This is a genomic window from Microcoleus sp. BR0-C5, from assembly GCF_036705045.1.
Taxonomy (GTDB): Bacteria; Cyanobacteriota; Cyanobacteriia; order Cyanobacteriales; family Microcoleaceae; genus Microcoleus.
The window spans coordinates 25,244-42,345 of the sequence record NZ_JAUBTR010000050.1 but is presented as its reverse complement, the minus strand read 5'-3'; the positions used below and the strand labels follow the sequence as shown (position 1 = coordinate 42,345).

The window sequence follows — 17,102 nt, the reverse complement described above, 5'->3', positions numbered from 1 at the left end:
TCGCGAACGGGATAGATCCGCTTCAGGCACTTTCTCAAATGCTCGTAACTGATGAGTTAGCAACTGATGGCGAGAAACTGTTTTGTAGCGGTATTTTCTGCCGGATATCTGTGTTGTGGCGTAAAATGGGCCCTGGAGCTCGAACAGCGACTTGTTGCCAATATCTGGAAAATTGGTAGAAATTCATTGACAGCACCCTCAAATTATTGAAAAATTCCAGCAAAAATTAGTTTATCCTTAAGAAGCGAGTCCTTTACAGAACTTAACAAGCTTACCCTACTTGACTTTTATGCAGTGCATCATCAATCGTCGGGCACAGTTTTCGGCGAGTCACCGGTACTGGCTGCCGGAGTTGAGCGAAGCCGAGAACTTTGAGCGGTTTGGCCCAACTGCCCGCGCACCGGGACACGGACACAATTACGTCCTTTACGTTTCCATGATAGGAGAACTCGACGAGTACGGCATGGTGCTCAACCTGTCTGATGTCAAGCACGTCATCAAGCGGGAAGTTACCAAGGAGCTCGATTTTTCCTTTCTCAACGAAGCGTGGCCGGAATTTGAGCAGACTCTGCCAACTACCGAAAACATAGCACGGCAAATTTGGCGGAGGCTAGCCCCTCATTTACCTGTGAGCAAAATTCAATTGTTTGAACATCCCGAACTTTGGGCTGAATATTTAGGAAACGGAATGGAAGCTTATTTAACTTTGTCTACTCATTTTAGCGCGGCCCATCGGTTGGCTCGTCCCGATTTGAGCTTTGAAGAAAACTCGGAAATTTACGGCAAATGTGCTCGTCCCAACGGTCACGGTCACAACTATCATTTAGAGGTGACTGTTAAAGGAGAAATTGAGGCGCGGACTGGCATGATTGCTGATTTGGGAGCTTTACAAAAAGCCGTTGACGATTATGTTGTTGAACCTTTCGATCACACTTTTTTAAATAAGGATATTGCTTATTTTGAGAATGTTGTGCCGACTGCGGAGAATATTGCTGTTCGGATCGGCCAATTATTACGATCGCCCGTTCGGGAATTGGGCGCCCAGTTGCACAAGATTAAGCTGATTGAAAGTCCGAATAATAGCTGTGAAATTTTCGGTGCTGATTTAGAGGAAGTGGCCGCTGAACGTCAGCAGCCAGAAGCAATTGTAGCTAGGGTTTAAAGCTAAAAATTGGGTCTGTTGGGGCGGGTTCACCCGGATATTGGGCTAATTGTGCAGATTGGTAAACCCGCCCCGATGATTTCGAGGGTTATTCAACCGGATTAGGCGCGAGAATATATTTTAGGACAAAAGTTACACAGCCAGAATTACTGGCAGTTTTCCTGAAAAGTCAGACTCCGCCCGTATTTTGGAGATAGTAAGTCAGCATTCCTCATGTCAGCTATTCTAACTGCTGAGAGTATGAGGTCGATCGCCCGATCGCTGACAACCAAGCACCAATTTCTCCTAAATGAGTTGACGTTTATGCGCGTCTCTAATCTAGCTCTCTTGAGTCTGGCTGCCCTCGCATCCCACAATTTAACTGCTAATACTAGCACCAATCCTGCTGCACCTCCTATTTCTCCTCAGACACCGCAGGCTAGCAACTTTGTTGATGCGGTAAATAATACTGAATCGCGTCCGGCTGAGTCAATTAGCGAGCCTGAGACGATCGCCCACGAACAATTTTCCCCAAATATTACCCTCTCCCGTCGGGCTGAGTCAATTAGCGAGCCTGAGACGATCGCCCACGAACAATTTTCCCCCCGAATTGCTGTAAAATCGCCGACAGGTTTGCTCGTAGCGGCCGCTCAACCCGATGTATCTCCTAGTGCAAAAAGCAAGGCGAATACTCCTGCTGCATCCGGCGATGAACTAACAAAATCTTTACAAGAAACCTGGCTGGCTAAATTAATCGAAACCGGGGCTGAAAGCAATCCTCAAGTTCGCGAGGTTTTCGCTTTCATCTCCCCGTCTAGTGGCAATTCTGAATCTGGATATGGTTTTAATAGTACCATAACTTTGCTCAATATTTTACTAATTCTGGGTACTGTATTTCCACCAGTGACAATTGCCTTTTTTTGGATGATGCGACGGCTGATCATCAAACACTTGGTTGCTGATGCCAATAAACGATTGCAGGGCATTGGCGTGTTGGAATCAGAACTCATAAATTCTAGCCAACTCACTCAAAAATTGAGGAATGAATTAGAAGCGCAAATGAGTGCAGCTAAACAATCCATTGATTTTTTAACTAGAGAAACTGAACTTTCCAAGTCATCCGTAGAGCACATTGAGACTCTTAAATCTCAATTCATCCTGCACTTGCAAGTTTTGATGAGAGAAGTTGACGAGAAAAAATCTCAAATTGTTCAAGAAATTTCCCAAGTTCCCGCAGTTGTTGCCAAAGAAGCTCTCAAACTCACACCTCAACCGGCTTTAAACAATTCCCAAAATTCGCAAACGGCACCTGCTAACGACGAAAAATTGATTGCTGACGATTATGTCAAGCAAGCCGAAGGGCTTTATTTTCAAGGCAATTATGAGGAAGCATTAGGGTGCTTGGAAAAAGCTGTTTTAGCGAATAAATTTTTGAATGATGCTTGGTATTGGCGCGGAAATGTGTTAGTAAAATTGCAGCGCATGGAAGAAGCACTCGCCTGTTACGACCAAGCAATATTAATTAAACCGGATAACTACGAAGCATGGTATAATAAAGGGAGTTTGCTGGGCAAATTGCAAAAGTACGAAGAGGCGATCGCCTGTTACGAGCGAGCAAGTTTGAGCGAATCTAGAAAATACGGTTGTTGGCACAGTATAGCGGCTTTGTTGGGTCAATTGCAGCATTACGAAGAAGCGATCGCCAGTTACGATCGCGCCCTCGCTATCAAAGCAACCGACAGCGAAATTTGGCACAACCGAGGCGCGATGCTGGGTAAAATAGAGCAGTACGCAGCAGCAGTCGAATCTTACGATCGCGCTCTGGCTTTCAATCCTAACAGATACGAAACTTGGTACAATCGAGGCAATATGCTGTGGAGACTCCTCCGCTACAGCGATGCTATTGATTCTTACGATCGGGCGATCGGCATCCGGCCCGATAAATACGAAGTTTGGTACAATAGAGCTGCTGTGCTCGGAAAATTGCAGCGATATCAAGAGTCGATCGAATCCTACGACAAAGCAATAGCCGTTAAACCGCAGGATTTTGAAGTGTGGCACAACCGAGGCGTAGCTTTCGACAAACTATCGCAGCACGAAGCAGCAATTGCCTCTTACGAATCAGCAATTACCCTTAATTCCGAGTGTTACCAAGCTTGGTTTGGTAAAGGCGAATCTTTGGCCAAATTGCAGCGCAATGAAGAAGCGATCGCAGCTTATGAGAAAGCGATTGCTATTAAGCCCGACTCCTACGATGCTTGGCACCACTTGGGTACAGCTTTGTCAGAATTAAAGCGGTATGAGGAAGCAATGGCAGCTTACGATCGAGCTATTGCCATCAAACCAGAAAATGCGGAAGCTTGGCGCGATCGAGGCGCACTTGTATCAGAATTAAAGCAGGATACAGAAGGATTTATTGCCGGGGAAAAAGATACTCAGAAACAGCCACAATCCGATCAATCTTCGGACAGTTAGTTATATCAAATCCGTTAGCATCGGAATAGTAAATTCGACTTCACTGTTCACTGTTGACTGTTCACTGTCAACCGTCAACAGTGAACAGTGAACAGTGAACCGTCAACATCATTCCGGTGTTACCGGAAATGATATCACAGCGCACAATGATGGATGAAGATACCCGACATTATATCAAGCTGACAGCGACAAGACAGGAGACTCCTGCTGAAGCGGAATCTCAATAGTAAACTCTGTTCCCCCGCCTGGTGCAGAAATACACCCCAAGCTTCCCCGGTGTTTTTCCACTACAATTTGCCAGCTAATCGACAACCCAATCCCTGTGCCCTTACCGGGGGGTTTTGTCGTAAAAAACGGGTTAAATACGTGGCGACGAACTTCTTCCGAGATCCCTGGCCCATTGTCCACAATTCTGACAGCTACGCAATTGCTGCTTGTTACTTCTGTGCTAATCCGAATCACGCTAGGATTCGCTTTAACTTCTTCTAGCGATCTCTGCGTGTTCCACTCGTCAATAGCATCGATCGCATTTGCAAGTACATTCATAAATACCTGATTCATTTCTCCCCCATAACAGTCCACTTCGGGCAGGTTTGGGCAATAGTCCCGAACCACTTCAATCGAGGGGCGGTCTGAGTTAAATTTTAGTCGGCTCTGTAAAATCATCAGCGTGCTGTCCATGCCTTCGTGAAGGTTGACCGCTCTCATTTCATATCCTTCTTGCCGTGCGAATAGGCGCAAAGATAAAACGATTTCGCGGATGCGATCGGCTCCTAAATACATCGATTTGAACAATTTAGGCAAGTCGTCTTTGAGATAATCTAGCTCGCTTGCTGCGATTTCTGCTTGTATATCTGGAGCCGGATGAGGATAGTGCTTTTCGTAGAGGTCAAGGATAGTGACCAAAGCTTTTGAATATTCCAGAGCATAGGAAAGATTTCCATAAATAAAATTAATTGGATTATTGATTTCATGAGCTACGCCAGCTACGAGTTGGCCTAGCCCGGACATTTTTTCGCTCTGAATGAGCTGGCTTTGCACGTGCTTGAGTTCGTGCAGGGAATTTTCGAGCTGTAGGGCTTTGTGCCGCTCTCGCGCTTCCGATGCTTGCAAAGCTGCTTCTGCAAGCTTGCGTTCAGCAGCCTCCTGCTTGAGGCGTTCATTCGTTTGGGAAAGTTCAGCGGTGCGCTGTTCTACTCGCGTCTCTAGCTGTTGTGCCAAAACTTGTAGGTCGGCTTGCGCTCGCTCGCGCTCGACAATTTGCGCCTGAAGCTTTTTAGTTAGATTTCGCAGATTCAGGTGCGTGATAGCGCGAGCTAAAACTTCTTCGTGTTGAAGGGGCTTAGTGATATAATCAACTCCCCCCACATTAAAGCCTTGGACTTTGCTTTCTGTATCGTCCAGCGCGGTCATAAAAATGACTGGGATATCTTTAGTTGAGTCATTCGCTTTCAGTTTTTGGCAGGTTTGAAATCCGTCCATCTCAGGCATCAGAACATCCAACAAAATTAAATCCGGCTGGGAATATTGCACTTTTTTGAGAGCGCTAGACCCACTGCGAGCTACCCAAACAGTGAAGCCAGATGCGGTCAAAAAATCCAATACTGAACCCAGATTAGTGGGCGTATCATCCACAATTAAAATGGTGCCTCTGTCTAAAGATTCGCTAGTCATTTTTATTCCTCATCTAAACTGTTGAACAAATTCTACTAATTTGTCTTCTTCAAAGTTTTTGCTTAATTCAAGCAACTGATTGGCAAAAGGTGCATAACGCATATCTATTGCCTTCAGCTTGCTGGCTCGCTGCTCAATACTGAGGAGTTCACCTTTCATGGCTAAATCGAACAGAACTGCAACTTCTTCCGAAGGGGGAGCAATCAGTTGTTGGTCTTGGATTTGGGAAGGGAGTTCGGTGAAGATACCTTCTGAACTGAAAGTTGTTCGCTCCTCATAAATCCATTCTAAACCTAAATGGTTGCCCAAGCATTCTAATAACTTTTCAGCCCGAATTGGTTTGAGGAGAAAAGCGTTGCAACCAGCCTGGAGAATGCTGTGGGGATCGCCGGATAAAATGCTAGCAGAAGTTCCGATCGCGATTACATCCTTCAATGGAGGGATTTTTCTGATCCGCCTCACCGCTTCAAAGCCGTCCATCACTGGCATTACTAAGTCAATTATAATACAGTGCGGTTGAAATAACAGCGCTTTATTCACACAGTCTTGACCGTCCGTTGCCTCCATTAATTCAAACCCAATGGGAGCTAAAAGATTAACTAGGACAGAGCGATTTTGCCAGCGATCGTCAACGACTAAAATTTTCCGTCGCTCGCCTGAGAAACTCCTGATAATTTTTTCCGGGTCTTTTTGATACCCTTCCCAGCTTTCGGTAATAGGCAACTCTAACTTAAACCAGAAAATACTGCCTTTACCTAAAGAGCTTTGTACTTTCAGTTCGCCGCCCATCATCTCCACTAATTGGCGACTAATTGCCAGCCCTAATCCTGTTCCCTCAATCTGGCGAACTGAACCGCTGGCTTGCTCGAAAGGCAAAAATATTTTTGAGAGTTCGTCCGGCGCGATGCCAATGCCTGTATCTTCTACTTGGAAAATAAATTTCGCTGTTAGGGATTGGGAATTGGCGATTGGTGATGAGAAAGATTGCTGAGCCTCAAGTCTGTATACTTTGAAACTAACGCCTCCTTTTTCGGTGAATTTTACGGCATTGCCGAGTAAGTTGATGAGAATTTGCCGCAACCTTTTTTCATCGGCTTGGACGCAAGTGGGAAGTTGAGTTAGCGGTTCGTAAATCAAAGAGATTCCCTTCTGTTGGGCGCGAATCTGGCAGATTTCAGTAATGCCTTGGAGAAAGTCTGACAGGTGAAACTCGGTGAGGTAGAGTTCCATTTTTCCGGCTTCGATTTTGGAGAGGTCTAGAACGTCATTGATCAGAGTTAGGAGGTGTTCGCCACACTGATGAATGATGTTAATACCAGAAATTTGCTGACTGGTTAAACCTGTGTCTCGTTTGAGGATTTGGGTATAACCTAAAATGCCGTTGAGCGGTGTGCGAAGTTCGTGGCTCATGTTGGCGAGAAATTGGCTCTTGGCGCGGTTTGCGGCTTCGGCCGCTTGCTCGGCTCGGTGTCGCTCTTGAATTTCTACTTCTAGGCTCGTATTTTTGGCTTTTAATTCCTCGGTTCGCTCTTCTACTTTGACTTCTAAAGTGTGATAGAGGTTGGCATTTTCTAAGGCGATCGCAGCTTGTCCCGATAGCATCCGCAACACTTCTACCCGCTTCGGCGTGAAAGCGCCAGCAATCACGTTGTTTTCTAGGTACAGGATGGCACTTAACTTACCTTGAGATAGAATAGGCGCACACAAAATGGATTTTGGTTTGTGTTGGGTAATGTAGGGGTCGGCGTTAAATATTTCCTCGATGCCGGAATCATTTAAAACGACATCTTTCTGAGTTCTGGTGACGTAATTAATTACCGAGATAGGCACTTGCCCAGAAGTTGATACTGGTAAAGATTCTAGCACTCGGACTTGATCTTTAGTCCCCGCCGCTTCTATAACAAGTTGACCATCTTTTGAGAGAATAAGCGCTCCAGTTTCAGCGCCTGCGTTTTCTATCAAAATTTTCATTAACTTGGTGAGCAAGTTAGGTAGAACAATTTCGCTAGAAATGGCAATAGATGCTTTCATTACAGTTGCCAAGTCTAGCAACTCTGTTTGACCGCCTGTAATGGTGAAAGGAGGAATTGTCATCGTAGGGTTGAAAGGGGTTTCGGTGACGACAGAGGCTCGCGCTATTAATTGCGGGTATTTTTCTTCTAGATGTTTAACTTTAGCTAAAGCTCCCCAGTGCATATAGGCATAATAAGCATCGGTCATGTAGGTGCGGGCAATCTTTTCTTTACCCCATGACAAATAGAATTTAGCAGCGAGTTCGTGAGCTAGTGCTTCTTCGTTGATGTACTCGTTTTCTTTAGCAAGAGCGATCGCTTTGTCGTACATCTCGATCGCTTCTACTTTGTCGCCTAAAACACGATGTTTTTCTGCCTCTACCAAATAGAATTTATGTAAATGATTCATGGGGGCATAATGCGCCCATTTTTGCAACTTTTCTTGATTAGCTTGTACTCGGTTAAGAATGTCCTGCTGGTCGGACTGCGAAGTTTCAGAATACACAGCTAGCCGTACTAGAGAATCGTAGAAATAGAAGATAACAACAGTTAGCTGCCCTGTAGATGATCCGAAAGAACTTTCTACTTGAGGGATATTTTTTAAGGCTTCCGCGTAATAGTCAAACACATAACAAAGCGCAAGTTTGTGCAAGTATAAGTAATGAATTGCCAGTTGGTTGTTAGTTTGCTGATACAGCGGCAGCATTTTCTCTTCGTCGTAAACTTCCCCCTTTAACAGGCATGAATTTTCGCTTCTTCCCATCATGTTTAAGACGGCTTGCCAACAGATTTTTGTATTATTAAGCGCGGTTTCTTGGCTGATTTTATGAATTGCATCTGCGTAAGTGGCTATCTCTCGTTCGAGTTGCATTAGTTGCTTGCCCACAAAAAACGAGTAATGACTCCACACCATGACGGCATAGCCAGCATATTCTAAATCTCCAGTTTCCAGCCCGCTAGAGAAAGCGGACAGGAAAGGTTCTAAGGTATTGCGGACGTGTTCTTTCCAATGCTGAACGGCTGCATACACTAAGTGGCAAGTCTTGACTTCGATTTCTTTGGCATTTAACTTTGACACTAGACGTAAAGCTAATTGGCCGAACTCATAGCCCCGCTCAATATCTCCTACCGCCCCGCAAAGAAGAAGACTATATACCGCATATGCAAAGGGAGACACAGAAGCATTGCCATATTGAACGGATAAATCGACCTGTTTGCACACTGTTAAAGGCACCAGTGCGGGCATCCCAGAATAGCAAGCAGAAAATATACTTGACAAAATCCTGATCGCTGCTAATTGATAGCGATCGGTCATTTCAGGGAGATCGATTAAGTCCTCAATTCGGGTTCCGCTCAAAATTGCCGCAGTTTCCCCCAGCGCCTGCCCAATATCAGATGGGTTTGGCGAGTCGGGAAACTCTACCTCCAACTGCTTTAAGACTTGCAGCCCCGTATTCAATGCTTCTAGCAGCTTGTTCTGCGCCATATAAGCTTGAATCTGGACTTCGTACACTTTTACTATGTCCAATAGCGTTTTGGCGCATTTTTGTACTATCTCAACGAATCGCTGCATTCGGTCAAAATCACCACTCAAATATGCTGACTCTGCTGCTTCTTCATGCAGCCTTAATGCCAGTTCATACTGATTGTCCCAACTATCTACCGCTAGCAGAGATAAACCCACTTGCAAATATTTGACGGCGGAATCGTGGGCTGTAGCAGCTTTCGCTTTCTGACCTGCAATCAGATTCAATTGAGCTAGTTCATATTTTTGGGATTCAGTGCTAAGTAAGTCAGTACCATAATTGAGTTGGTTAACTAAAGCGAAAATATTTTCTTTTCGGTCTTCGGGCGTTGTACTTTGCAGCAGCAGTTGACCGATTTTTAAGTGGGTCTCTTTTTTTAGCTCGTCTGGAATCAAAGAATAGGCAGCTTGCTGCACTCGGTCATGTAAAAACTTGTAGTCAACCTTCACATCAGTTAAGGCAAAACCGCCCGATTCTTCCTGACTAAATACCAGGGGAATTTTGTATTCATTGCTCAAAGGTAAAATCAACCCAGCTTGAAGTGCGGCCCACAATTGCGCCGCCGTGACTAAGGATGATTCCTGATTAACAATTGCCAAAACTTCTAAGTTAAAAGTGTTGCCAATACAAGCAGCAAATTTTAATACTTTTTGTGTATCTTCTGGCAATTTGCGGATGTTTCTAGCAATCAGTTCGACAACATTGTAATCGGTGATGCCGATTGCTTGAATTTGCTCGATATTCCATTGCCAAACGCCAGAATATAAATCATAAGTCAACAAATCTTCTTGATAGAGAGTTTTTAGGATCTGACTTAAGAAAAAAGGATTGCCCTGGGTTTTATTAAAAAGTAGAGACGCGAAATTTCGCGTTTTTACAGACAGGCATTCCGAACCGCCAGATTCATTTAAAGTATCCGCAATTAATTCTTCGACATGAACCAGGTGTAATGGTTGAAGGACAATATTATTCACCGCCGCACCACTTTGGCGAATCTTGTCAATCGTTTGAATAGTCGGATGAGTTGGAGAAACTTCGTTATCTCGATATGCCCCAATCAGCAATAAATACTTGCTATCAGAATCAGTGATTAGCAATTCAATTAATTTCAACGATGCCGAATCCGCCCACTGCAAGTCATCGAGGAAGATAACTAAGGGATGGTCAATAGTCGTAAATACGCCAATGAATTGTTTAAAGACGCGACTGAAACGGTTTTGAGCTTCAGTTGCCCCTAGTTCTGCTACGGGTGGCTGTTTGCCAATAATTAATTCGACTTCAGGGATAACATCAATAATGACTTGTCCGTTATCGCCTAAAGCGGATAACAGTTTTTCTTTCCAAGTTTGGATTTCTACTTCGCCTTCGGTTAGAAGTTGCTGAGTTAAGGATTGGAATGCTTGAATTAGGGAAGCATAAGGAATATTGCGTTTGAACTGGTCAAATTTACCCGCAATAAAATAGCCTCGTTGTCGCACAATGGGTTTGTGAACTTCATTGACCAAAACTGTTTTGCCTATCCCGGAATAACCGGAAACCAGCATTAATTCGGTGGTACCACTGGCAACGCGATCGAAAGTTTCTAGAATTTTTTCAATTTCTTGGTCGCGACCGTAGAGCTTTTGCGGTATATTTAATTGCCCTGCTTTATCCGCACTTCCAACAACAAAGTTGGAAATATATCCGCTAGCCTGTAATTTTATCAAGCAAGTTTCTAAGTCAAATTTTAGTCCCTCAGTGCTTTGGTAGCGGTCTTCAGCATTTTTAGCTAATAACTTCATCGCAATCGCTGAAATTTGTGGTGGGATTTCAGGATTTAGCTGGTGAGGGGGAATGGGAGTTTTGGCAATATGGCTGTGTACCAATTCCAGCGGGTCTGTGGAATTAAAGGGCAACTCGCTTGTGAGCATTTCATAGAAGGTAACGCCTAGTGAATAAAAATCAGTGCGGTAGTCTATTGACCGATTCATCCGGCCAGTTTGTTCTGGCGACATATAGGCGAGTGTGCCTTCGAGCAAATCTGGATGGCTGAGGGTCGAATTTTCTCGCTCCAGGCGCGAAGCGATGCTAAAATCAATAATTTGAACTTTTTCAGTGGCTGGGTTGATGATAATATTTGGTGGCTTTACATCTTTATGAATAATGTTATGTTTATGAATTTCGGCTAAGGCAGATACAAGCTGGAGACCCAAAGAAAGAAATTGAATGATTGTGAGTTTTTTACGCTTCATCCAATCGTTGAGAGACTCGGAGCCTGAATCTTCTAATATTAGTGCTAAACCGTTTTTATAGCTTTCTAAACTAATGGCTTTGACGATCGCTTCTACGTTCAAGCTGTGCAGAATTTGATATTCGTGCCGCAAGCGGGTGATGTCAGAAAGAGTGGGATACTCAGCCTTTAGCGTTTTGACGATCGCGCTAGAAAAGTCCGAATCTTTCCGAGCGCGATCGACTGAAGTTCTGATCCCGCTGTGGAGGGTTTCAACGAATTGATAGCCAGCTAAGTTGATAGTCATGGTTATTCTAGCGATCGCAAGGTAATTGAGCGTGAGGTTAAGGCCGCTTTTAAAACTTAATTATTATTGGAGCTGATTGTAACATAGTAATTTACTCAACAATTAGCCTGGTTTTTGCCGGGACTTTTCTACAAAACGTAGAGGAGCCAAGGGCAGCGAGTCAGAAAGGCTTTTTATACAACCAAAAGTTCGCTATGTTAGAAAGGCTATGCTTGCTTTTAGCGAACTATGCCGGTCTATCTAGGATGCACTAAAAATTTTAAAAAATATTAAAGCTTAATAAAGTGTAATTTATTTAGTGGCTTTACTCTCCTTGGCTCCATCGGATTGCGCTCAAACGGACATCATTTAATTGTATTTTTGTATCTATCAGTCAATAAAATTTAACAAATTTTTAAAATAATTAAAAAAATAAATTCACAAAGCTTCAAATGAGTTTCAGGACTTATACCAAGTTCCTAAAATAGTGCTATAGTTAGTAGATGTTATTTTTGTGAGTTACTACCCAAATATAAAGAGCGAAAAGGTCAGGAGTTGTCAAGATGAAGATTCGGGAAACAGAATCAGAACTGAAAGCTCTCGCTCTGAGTTAAAGATGCTCACCGACAAGAACAACAGCAATCTCTGTATTTGCCCAAAACCCAAATGGTATAAACGGTATCGTCTTCTTCTGTGCGACTAGGGAAACTTCGTACCTAGCCTGCAATGAAAGATAATTGTCTAGCTATCGTCAAGGGGGAATGGAATAATTATTATCCCAAAAACCCGGTTCGGGAAGACAAAGAATAATCAATCGTGAAACTCAGGAGAAATTAGAGAAGGAATTGCCAGGATCAGAAAAATTCAGTATTATGCTCGCTCTGCGACTAAGCAAGTATGGTTGTGGGATATTGAGGTTAATTGTTTAGAATTTTACCGCGATCCGACGGCAACTGGCTATAGTTCTTTGCAAAAGTTTGAGCGCGGCGAACAAGTTTAGCCGCTGGCTATTCCCGAGTTTACAGTGAGTATTGATTTAATTTTGGGTTAGGGCGATCGCACTTTTTGCAAACATATAACTTACAATTCCGACCTGGAACCCTACAGCAATTCCGTCATTATTTACTGCATTGATTTTCCATCAACTCAATTACCTTAATAGCCCGATCATAGTAACTTTTTATCTGACTGTAGCTGATTCCAACTGAACCACCATGTGCAATCTGATTCCTGTTATTGGCAATACTATCAACTGCATCTTTTAGTTCACCTTCTGTTTCGCGCCTCAGATCATTTTCCCACTCTTTGCTAAACAACCCTGTTAATTGAAGAATTTTCTCCATCTTAGGATTCTGAAAATCCTCTAGCTTCCCCTCAACAAAGTTAGCCACTTGTGGTATGGCTTTATTTCTAGCATACTCTCTATAAATTATACGCACAGAAGTCTCTAAAAATCCAGATACTAAAATACATAAATATCTAGCCCAATGAGATTGAAGATAGGTATCTTCCGAGCAAGCGGTAATTTTTTTAAACAAATGGTCAAGTTCCTGCTTATTGCTGATGATTTCTCTATTCATTACAATGCAGCAAAAGCTTGGGTAGCAATTTCAATTCTACTATTAACAGCATCCTTCTCAGTAGTACGTGCTGTGTCAACTGTAAAACGACGGAAATTTTCTTCCTTTAAAAGGTTTTGATATATATCTTTTAATCTTTCACTATTGTCAATTTTACCTTTTTCTAATCGGCGGGCTATACCTATCATTACAGCATCAAAAACAGCAGCATTAATCATTTTATTTGGTTTGAAAGCTTGATTACCTAAAGATTGATGAATAACTTCAATAGTTGGCTCAAATGATTGTCTTAATTGATGCTGTAAGTCTAAGTTCAAACCTTGATTTTTCCCCATAAATTGATTAAGAAATTCTTTCATTGGCTTGTGATAATTATTGCCATTAAAATACAGTGCTAAAAATCGAAGAATAAGTTCTTCATCCCGCATTCTTGGGTCAGATTTTCCAAAAATATCTCGCCATGAATTATTTTGGTTAAGTTGTTGAAGTAAATCTTTGAATTTCCCATGATAAATACAGGATCTAATTTCTTGAGAGGCAAGTATTTTACCTCCTGTATTCAACCGTTCAAAAATCTGATAGATGCTACTGTTATCATCAGAAGGCTCATCTTGCTTGACAATCGTAGCGTGTAATATCGAATCATCCAAACTCCGCCGATATTCTGATGGCAAAGACTTGTAGGTAGCCCCTTCAAAAGTTGACTTCACATCTTTTAGGGCAAACTCTTTTTTGGTAGGTGCAAAGATTCCCTCATAGAAATACTGAAGTGTACGCAACCTCTGCAATCCGTCAATTACTAACAATTTCTGCGTGTCTTGCTCTTTTGATAGGAATATTCCTGGAACCGGAAGACCTAGCAAAAGAGATTCGATAAAACGGGAAGCCTCCTGAATTTTCCACACATAAGCCCTTTGGAATGAAGGGACATATATGCTGCCGTCTTGGATGCGTCTAACAAGACTATCAAGGGTATAGTCAGCTCCATAACTGGTGATAGAGTATCTGAAGATAATTTTTTCATCAGCCTCCTCTTCCACAGTATTTTCAATGAAGTTTTCCTCGTCCATAGTTTCTTGCTCTTGTCTCGTAATTGTCTGACCTTCATCTGACATACTGCTTTACCTACTCTCATTAACTCTTATTATAGCAAATCTTCTTTCACCCTCGATCGCTCCCCTCATCTATCTCTCAATATTAAGATTTCCTTAGTTGCTGCCGTGGCGCACAGAAATCGGTGATACAATCAACAGCTTAGCTAGGGGTGCCCGAATATCCGGGCTGAGAAAACACCCTTAGAACCTGAGTCTGGGTAATACCAGCGGAGGGAAGCTGTTTATCAAGGAAATTAAATATGCGTACCGAATGGATCGCGAAGCGTCAGGGGCACACCAATGTATCTCAAATGCACTACGCCCGTCAAGGTGTAATTACTGAGGAAATGCACTTTGTTGCTAAGCGAGAGAATCTCCCGCCAGAACTGATCCGCGCGGAAGTAGCGCGGGGACGGATGATTATTCCGGCTAATATCAATCACACGAATTTGGAACCGATGGCGATCGGCATTGCCTCTAAATGCAAAGTCAATGCTAATATCGGTGCATCTCCCAACTCTTCCAATATGGAAGAAGAAGTTGACAAGCTTAAACTAGCAGTGAAATACGGCGCTGATACCGTGATGGACTTGTCCACCGGCGGCGGCAATTTGGATGAAATTCGCACTACGATTATCAAAGCTTCACCGGTGCCGATCGGTACTGTACCAATTTACCAAGCTTTAGAAAGCGTTCATGGTAATATGGAAAGTCTGACCCCCAATGACTTTCTTCACATCATTGACAAACACGCTCAACAAGGTGTTGATTACCAAACTATTCACGCCGGAATTTTGATTGAGCATTTGCCGTTAGTAAAAAATAGACTAACTGGGATTGTCTCTCGCGGCGGCGGCATTTTGGCGCGGTGGATGCTGCATCACCACAAACAAAATCCCCTCTACACTCACTTTAACGACATCATTGAAATCTTCAAAAAATACGATGTTTCGTTTAGTTTGGGAGATTCTCTGCGGCCAGGTTGCACTCACGATGCGTCGGATGAAGCTCAATTAGCTGAACTCAAAACTTTGGGACAATTAACTCGCAAAGCTTGGGAACATGACGTGCAGGTAATGGTGGAAGGCCCCGGCCACGTGCCGATGGATCAAATTGAGTTTAATGTCAAGAAACAAATGGAGGAATGTTCGGAAGCACCCTTCTATGTTTTGGGGCCGTTGGTGACAGATATTGCGCCTGGATACGACCACATTACCTCAGCTATTGGGGCAGCGATGGCTGGTTGGTACGGTACTGCAATGCTGTGTTACGTGACGCCGAAGGAACACTTAGGATTGCCGAATGCTGAGGATGTCCGAAACGGGCTGATTGCTTACAAAATCGCGGCTCACGCTGCAGATATTGCACGGGGCCGTCCGGGTGCGCGCGATCGCGATGATGAACTTTCCAAAGCGCGTTACAATTTCGATTGGAACCGTCAATTTGAGCTGTCATTAGATCCAGAACGGGCAAAGGAATATCACGACGAAACTTTGCCGGCGGATATCTATAAAACTGCTGAATTCTGTTCAATGTGTGGGCCTAAGTTCTGTCCGATGCAGACTAAGGTTGATGCCGATGCTTTGACGGAATTAGAGAAGTTTTTGGCTAAGGAACCTGTAGCCCAAAGCTAATTGGATTAATTCCTAGGGTGCTGATGGCGCACTTTACTTAATCGTAAAGCGGTTTCGTTTGTTGTGGGGCGGGCATCCTGCTCGCCCAAAACTAGGGTGCTGATGGCGCACCTTACTTAAGGTTATATTAAAAGGAGTTCCGCAAAGGAGAATTGCTATGTTCCCTTGCAGGTACTTTTTTGTTACCAAGGAATCCAGAATTTTATCGAGATTGGGATGAAAAAAAAAGTAGCTATTTGCTCTTTAGCTAATAGCTTGCCATCTTGGTCATGCCCAAATTATTTATTTCGCCTTTTCAATATAAAACTCTTCATCAACTCAATTTCGTTTAAACTGCACTCGCCCCGCAAACCCAGTTCCCAAGAATGAAGAGAATTGCCACCGCTATAGTCAATTAGCCGCCTACCCTTTACTGGTAAACTAACTGAGCGTCGGGATTGATTTCGCTGCGAGGCATTTCGTTTCCAGATTCAAGGAACCAGCGGCGGATTCAAGCGCTAATCTCATGCCGCCTATTCCTGAGAATAAGTCAATAAAACGGATTTTTTTCAGGGCCATTAAGCCGGCGGTAAAAACTCATATTTTGTGCTATTTTTTAATGGAGGCAGAGCCTCTAGATATTCATTACCAGGCAGAGCCTGGTAACGATAAAATTTCAATTCGTAGGGTGCGTTAACGCCGTGTAACGCACCGCCAGCCTCATGCACCATTTGAGCTAGGTAAAAGATTTACCTGGATATGTTAGCTTGCGCTGTCTGTTGGCACTTTGAAAGAATGCGCCGATCGTTTGAGCTAATTGTGCGAATAGAATGCAGATTTGTTAACTGAGTATTGACTTCAACTGTTTGAACTTTTCCGGCTGAGATTGCCTTCCCGTAGAGTGTATTTCCCTGAATTTTACCAGTGAAGCACGCAAAGTCCGATCGCGGCGCGTAGATTGCACCAACGACGCGATCGTTCTGGCGTTGAAACACGATATAGTTTTGAAGAACTTGGTTGGGCTGTGGCGAATCTCCGTACAGGTAAATACCATCTGGCAAAGCAGCAACATTAGTCTTAGATGGATTTTGTTGTGCTTGAAGCGGTTGTTGCTGAATGCCAACACCAATTAGTGTCAGAGGACAAATAAAGGCTGTTGCCAGTAGTTTCCATTTCCTTTTAATAGATGCAGGTAAAATCATTACTGCTTCTCCTTGCGCGTCATCTAACATTTTAAAACAGTCTTCTCTAGTTAATATCTCACTCAGGTTATAATTTCGATCTGCTAAAATAGGCCTATTGGTAGAGACTCTCCACCTGAAAGCTTGCGCTTGTTTAGCATGGAAAACTTTATTTTCCCTTGTCCTCCAAGTACCTGAGCTGATTTTGATAAAATTATAGCGGGCCTAGTTTCTAATCCCACCCAATAAAACACCGATCTAAGGTTGATGCCGATGCTTTCACGGAATTAGAGAAGTTTTTGGCTAAGGAA

General features: G+C 43.4%; 9 protein-coding genes and 1 riboswitch. Of the genes, 3 read left to right on the top strand and 6 right to left on the bottom strand.

Annotation, left to right across the window (positions count from 1 at the left end; translation table 11 throughout):
- The first annotated feature begins 289 nt into the window (after positions 1–289).
- Positions 290–1,162, top strand: coding sequence for a 6-carboxytetrahydropterin synthase (locus QUB08_RS21510; RefSeq protein ID WP_333226928.1), 873 nt, complete (start codon positions 290–292; stop codon positions 1,160–1,162).
- A gap of 213 nt (positions 1,163–1,375) precedes the next feature.
- Positions 1,376–3,616 carry a tetratricopeptide repeat protein gene (locus QUB08_RS21505; RefSeq protein WP_333226926.1) on the top strand — a complete coding sequence of 747 codons (2,241 nt, stop codon included), beginning with the start codon at positions 1,376–1,378 and terminating at the stop codon, positions 3,614–3,616.
- A gap of 174 nt (positions 3,617–3,790) precedes the next feature.
- Here QUB08_RS21505 and QUB08_RS21500 read toward each other — a convergent pair whose 3' ends face one another.
- The 4 genes from QUB08_RS21500 to QUB08_RS21485 all read right to left on the bottom strand — a co-directional run bounded on the left by QUB08_RS21500 (position 3,791) and on the right by QUB08_RS21485 (position 14,018).
- Positions 3,791–5,290, bottom strand: coding sequence for a response regulator (locus QUB08_RS21500; RefSeq protein WP_333226924.1), 1,500 nt, complete (start codon positions 5,288–5,290; stop codon positions 3,791–3,793).
- Positions 5,291–5,299: 9 nt separating this feature from the next.
- On the bottom strand, positions 5,300–11,344 hold the full coding sequence (locus QUB08_RS21495; RefSeq protein ID WP_333226922.1) for an AAA family ATPase: 6,045 nt from the start codon (positions 11,342–11,344) through the stop codon (positions 5,300–5,302).
- A gap of 1,097 nt (positions 11,345–12,441) precedes the next feature.
- On the bottom strand, positions 12,442–12,903 hold the full coding sequence (locus tag QUB08_RS21490; RefSeq protein WP_333226920.1) for a HEPN domain-containing protein: 462 nt from the start codon (positions 12,901–12,903) through the stop codon (positions 12,442–12,444).
- Complete coding sequence (locus tag QUB08_RS21485) at positions 12,903–14,018, bottom strand: DUF262 domain-containing protein (RefSeq protein WP_333226919.1); 1,116 nt, start codon at positions 14,016–14,018, stop codon at positions 12,903–12,905. Before QUB08_RS21485 ends, QUB08_RS21490 begins: the two co-directional genes overlap by 1 nt.
- 135 nt (positions 14,019–14,153) lie before the next feature.
- Positions 14,154–14,250: riboswitch (TPP riboswitch) on the top strand.
- Positions 14,251–14,257: 7 nt separating this feature from the next.
- Between QUB08_RS21485 and thiC the strand changes: the two genes are divergently transcribed.
- Positions 14,258–15,631, top strand: a complete 1,374-nt coding sequence (gene thiC, locus QUB08_RS21480; RefSeq protein ID WP_333123374.1) for a phosphomethylpyrimidine synthase ThiC — start codon at positions 14,258–14,260, stop codon at positions 15,629–15,631.
- 420 nt (positions 15,632–16,051) lie between these two features.
- Here the strand turns inward: thiC and QUB08_RS32195 are convergent, their stop codons facing one another.
- Together QUB08_RS32195 and QUB08_RS21475 are read right to left on the bottom strand one after the other, a co-directional pair.
- The gene (locus QUB08_RS32195) at positions 16,052–16,189 is read right to left on the bottom strand and encodes a DNA cytosine methyltransferase (RefSeq protein WP_445300942.1); all 138 of its coding nucleotides are present in this window, start codon (positions 16,187–16,189) and stop codon (positions 16,052–16,054) included.
- Between the two features lie 170 nt (positions 16,190–16,359).
- On the bottom strand, positions 16,360–16,842 hold the full coding sequence (locus QUB08_RS21475) for a hypothetical protein (RefSeq protein ID WP_333226917.1): 483 nt from the start codon (positions 16,840–16,842) through the stop codon (positions 16,360–16,362).
- Positions 16,843–17,102 lie beyond the last annotated feature (260 nt).

Coding starts and splice junctions, on each gene's coding strand:
- QUB08_RS21510 (WP_333226928.1), top strand. CDS start 290: ATGCAGTGCATCATCAATCGTCGGGCACAGTTTTCGGCGAGTCACCGG.
- QUB08_RS21505 (WP_333226926.1), top strand. CDS start 1,376: ATGTCAGCTATTCTAACTGCTGAGAGTATGAGGTCGATCGCCCGATCG.
- QUB08_RS21500 (WP_333226924.1), bottom strand. CDS start 5,290: ATGACTAGCGAATCTTTAGACAGAGGCACCATTTTAATTGTGGATGAT.
- QUB08_RS21495 (WP_333226922.1), bottom strand. CDS start 11,344: ATGACTATCAACTTAGCTGGCTATCAATTCGTTGAAACCCTCCACAGC.
- QUB08_RS21490 (WP_333226920.1), bottom strand. CDS start 12,903: ATGAATAGAGAAATCATCAGCAATAAGCAGGAACTTGACCATTTGTTT.
- QUB08_RS21485 (WP_333226919.1), bottom strand. CDS start 14,018: ATGTCAGATGAAGGTCAGACAATTACGAGACAAGAGCAAGAAACTATG.
- thiC (WP_333123374.1), top strand. CDS start 14,258: ATGCGTACCGAATGGATCGCGAAGCGTCAGGGGCACACCAATGTATCT.
- QUB08_RS32195 (WP_445300942.1), bottom strand. CDS start 16,189: ATGGCCCTGAAAAAAATCCGTTTTATTGACTTATTCTCAGGAATAGGC.
- QUB08_RS21475 (WP_333226917.1), bottom strand. CDS start 16,842: ATGTTAGATGACGCGCAAGGAGAAGCAGTAATGATTTTACCTGCATCT.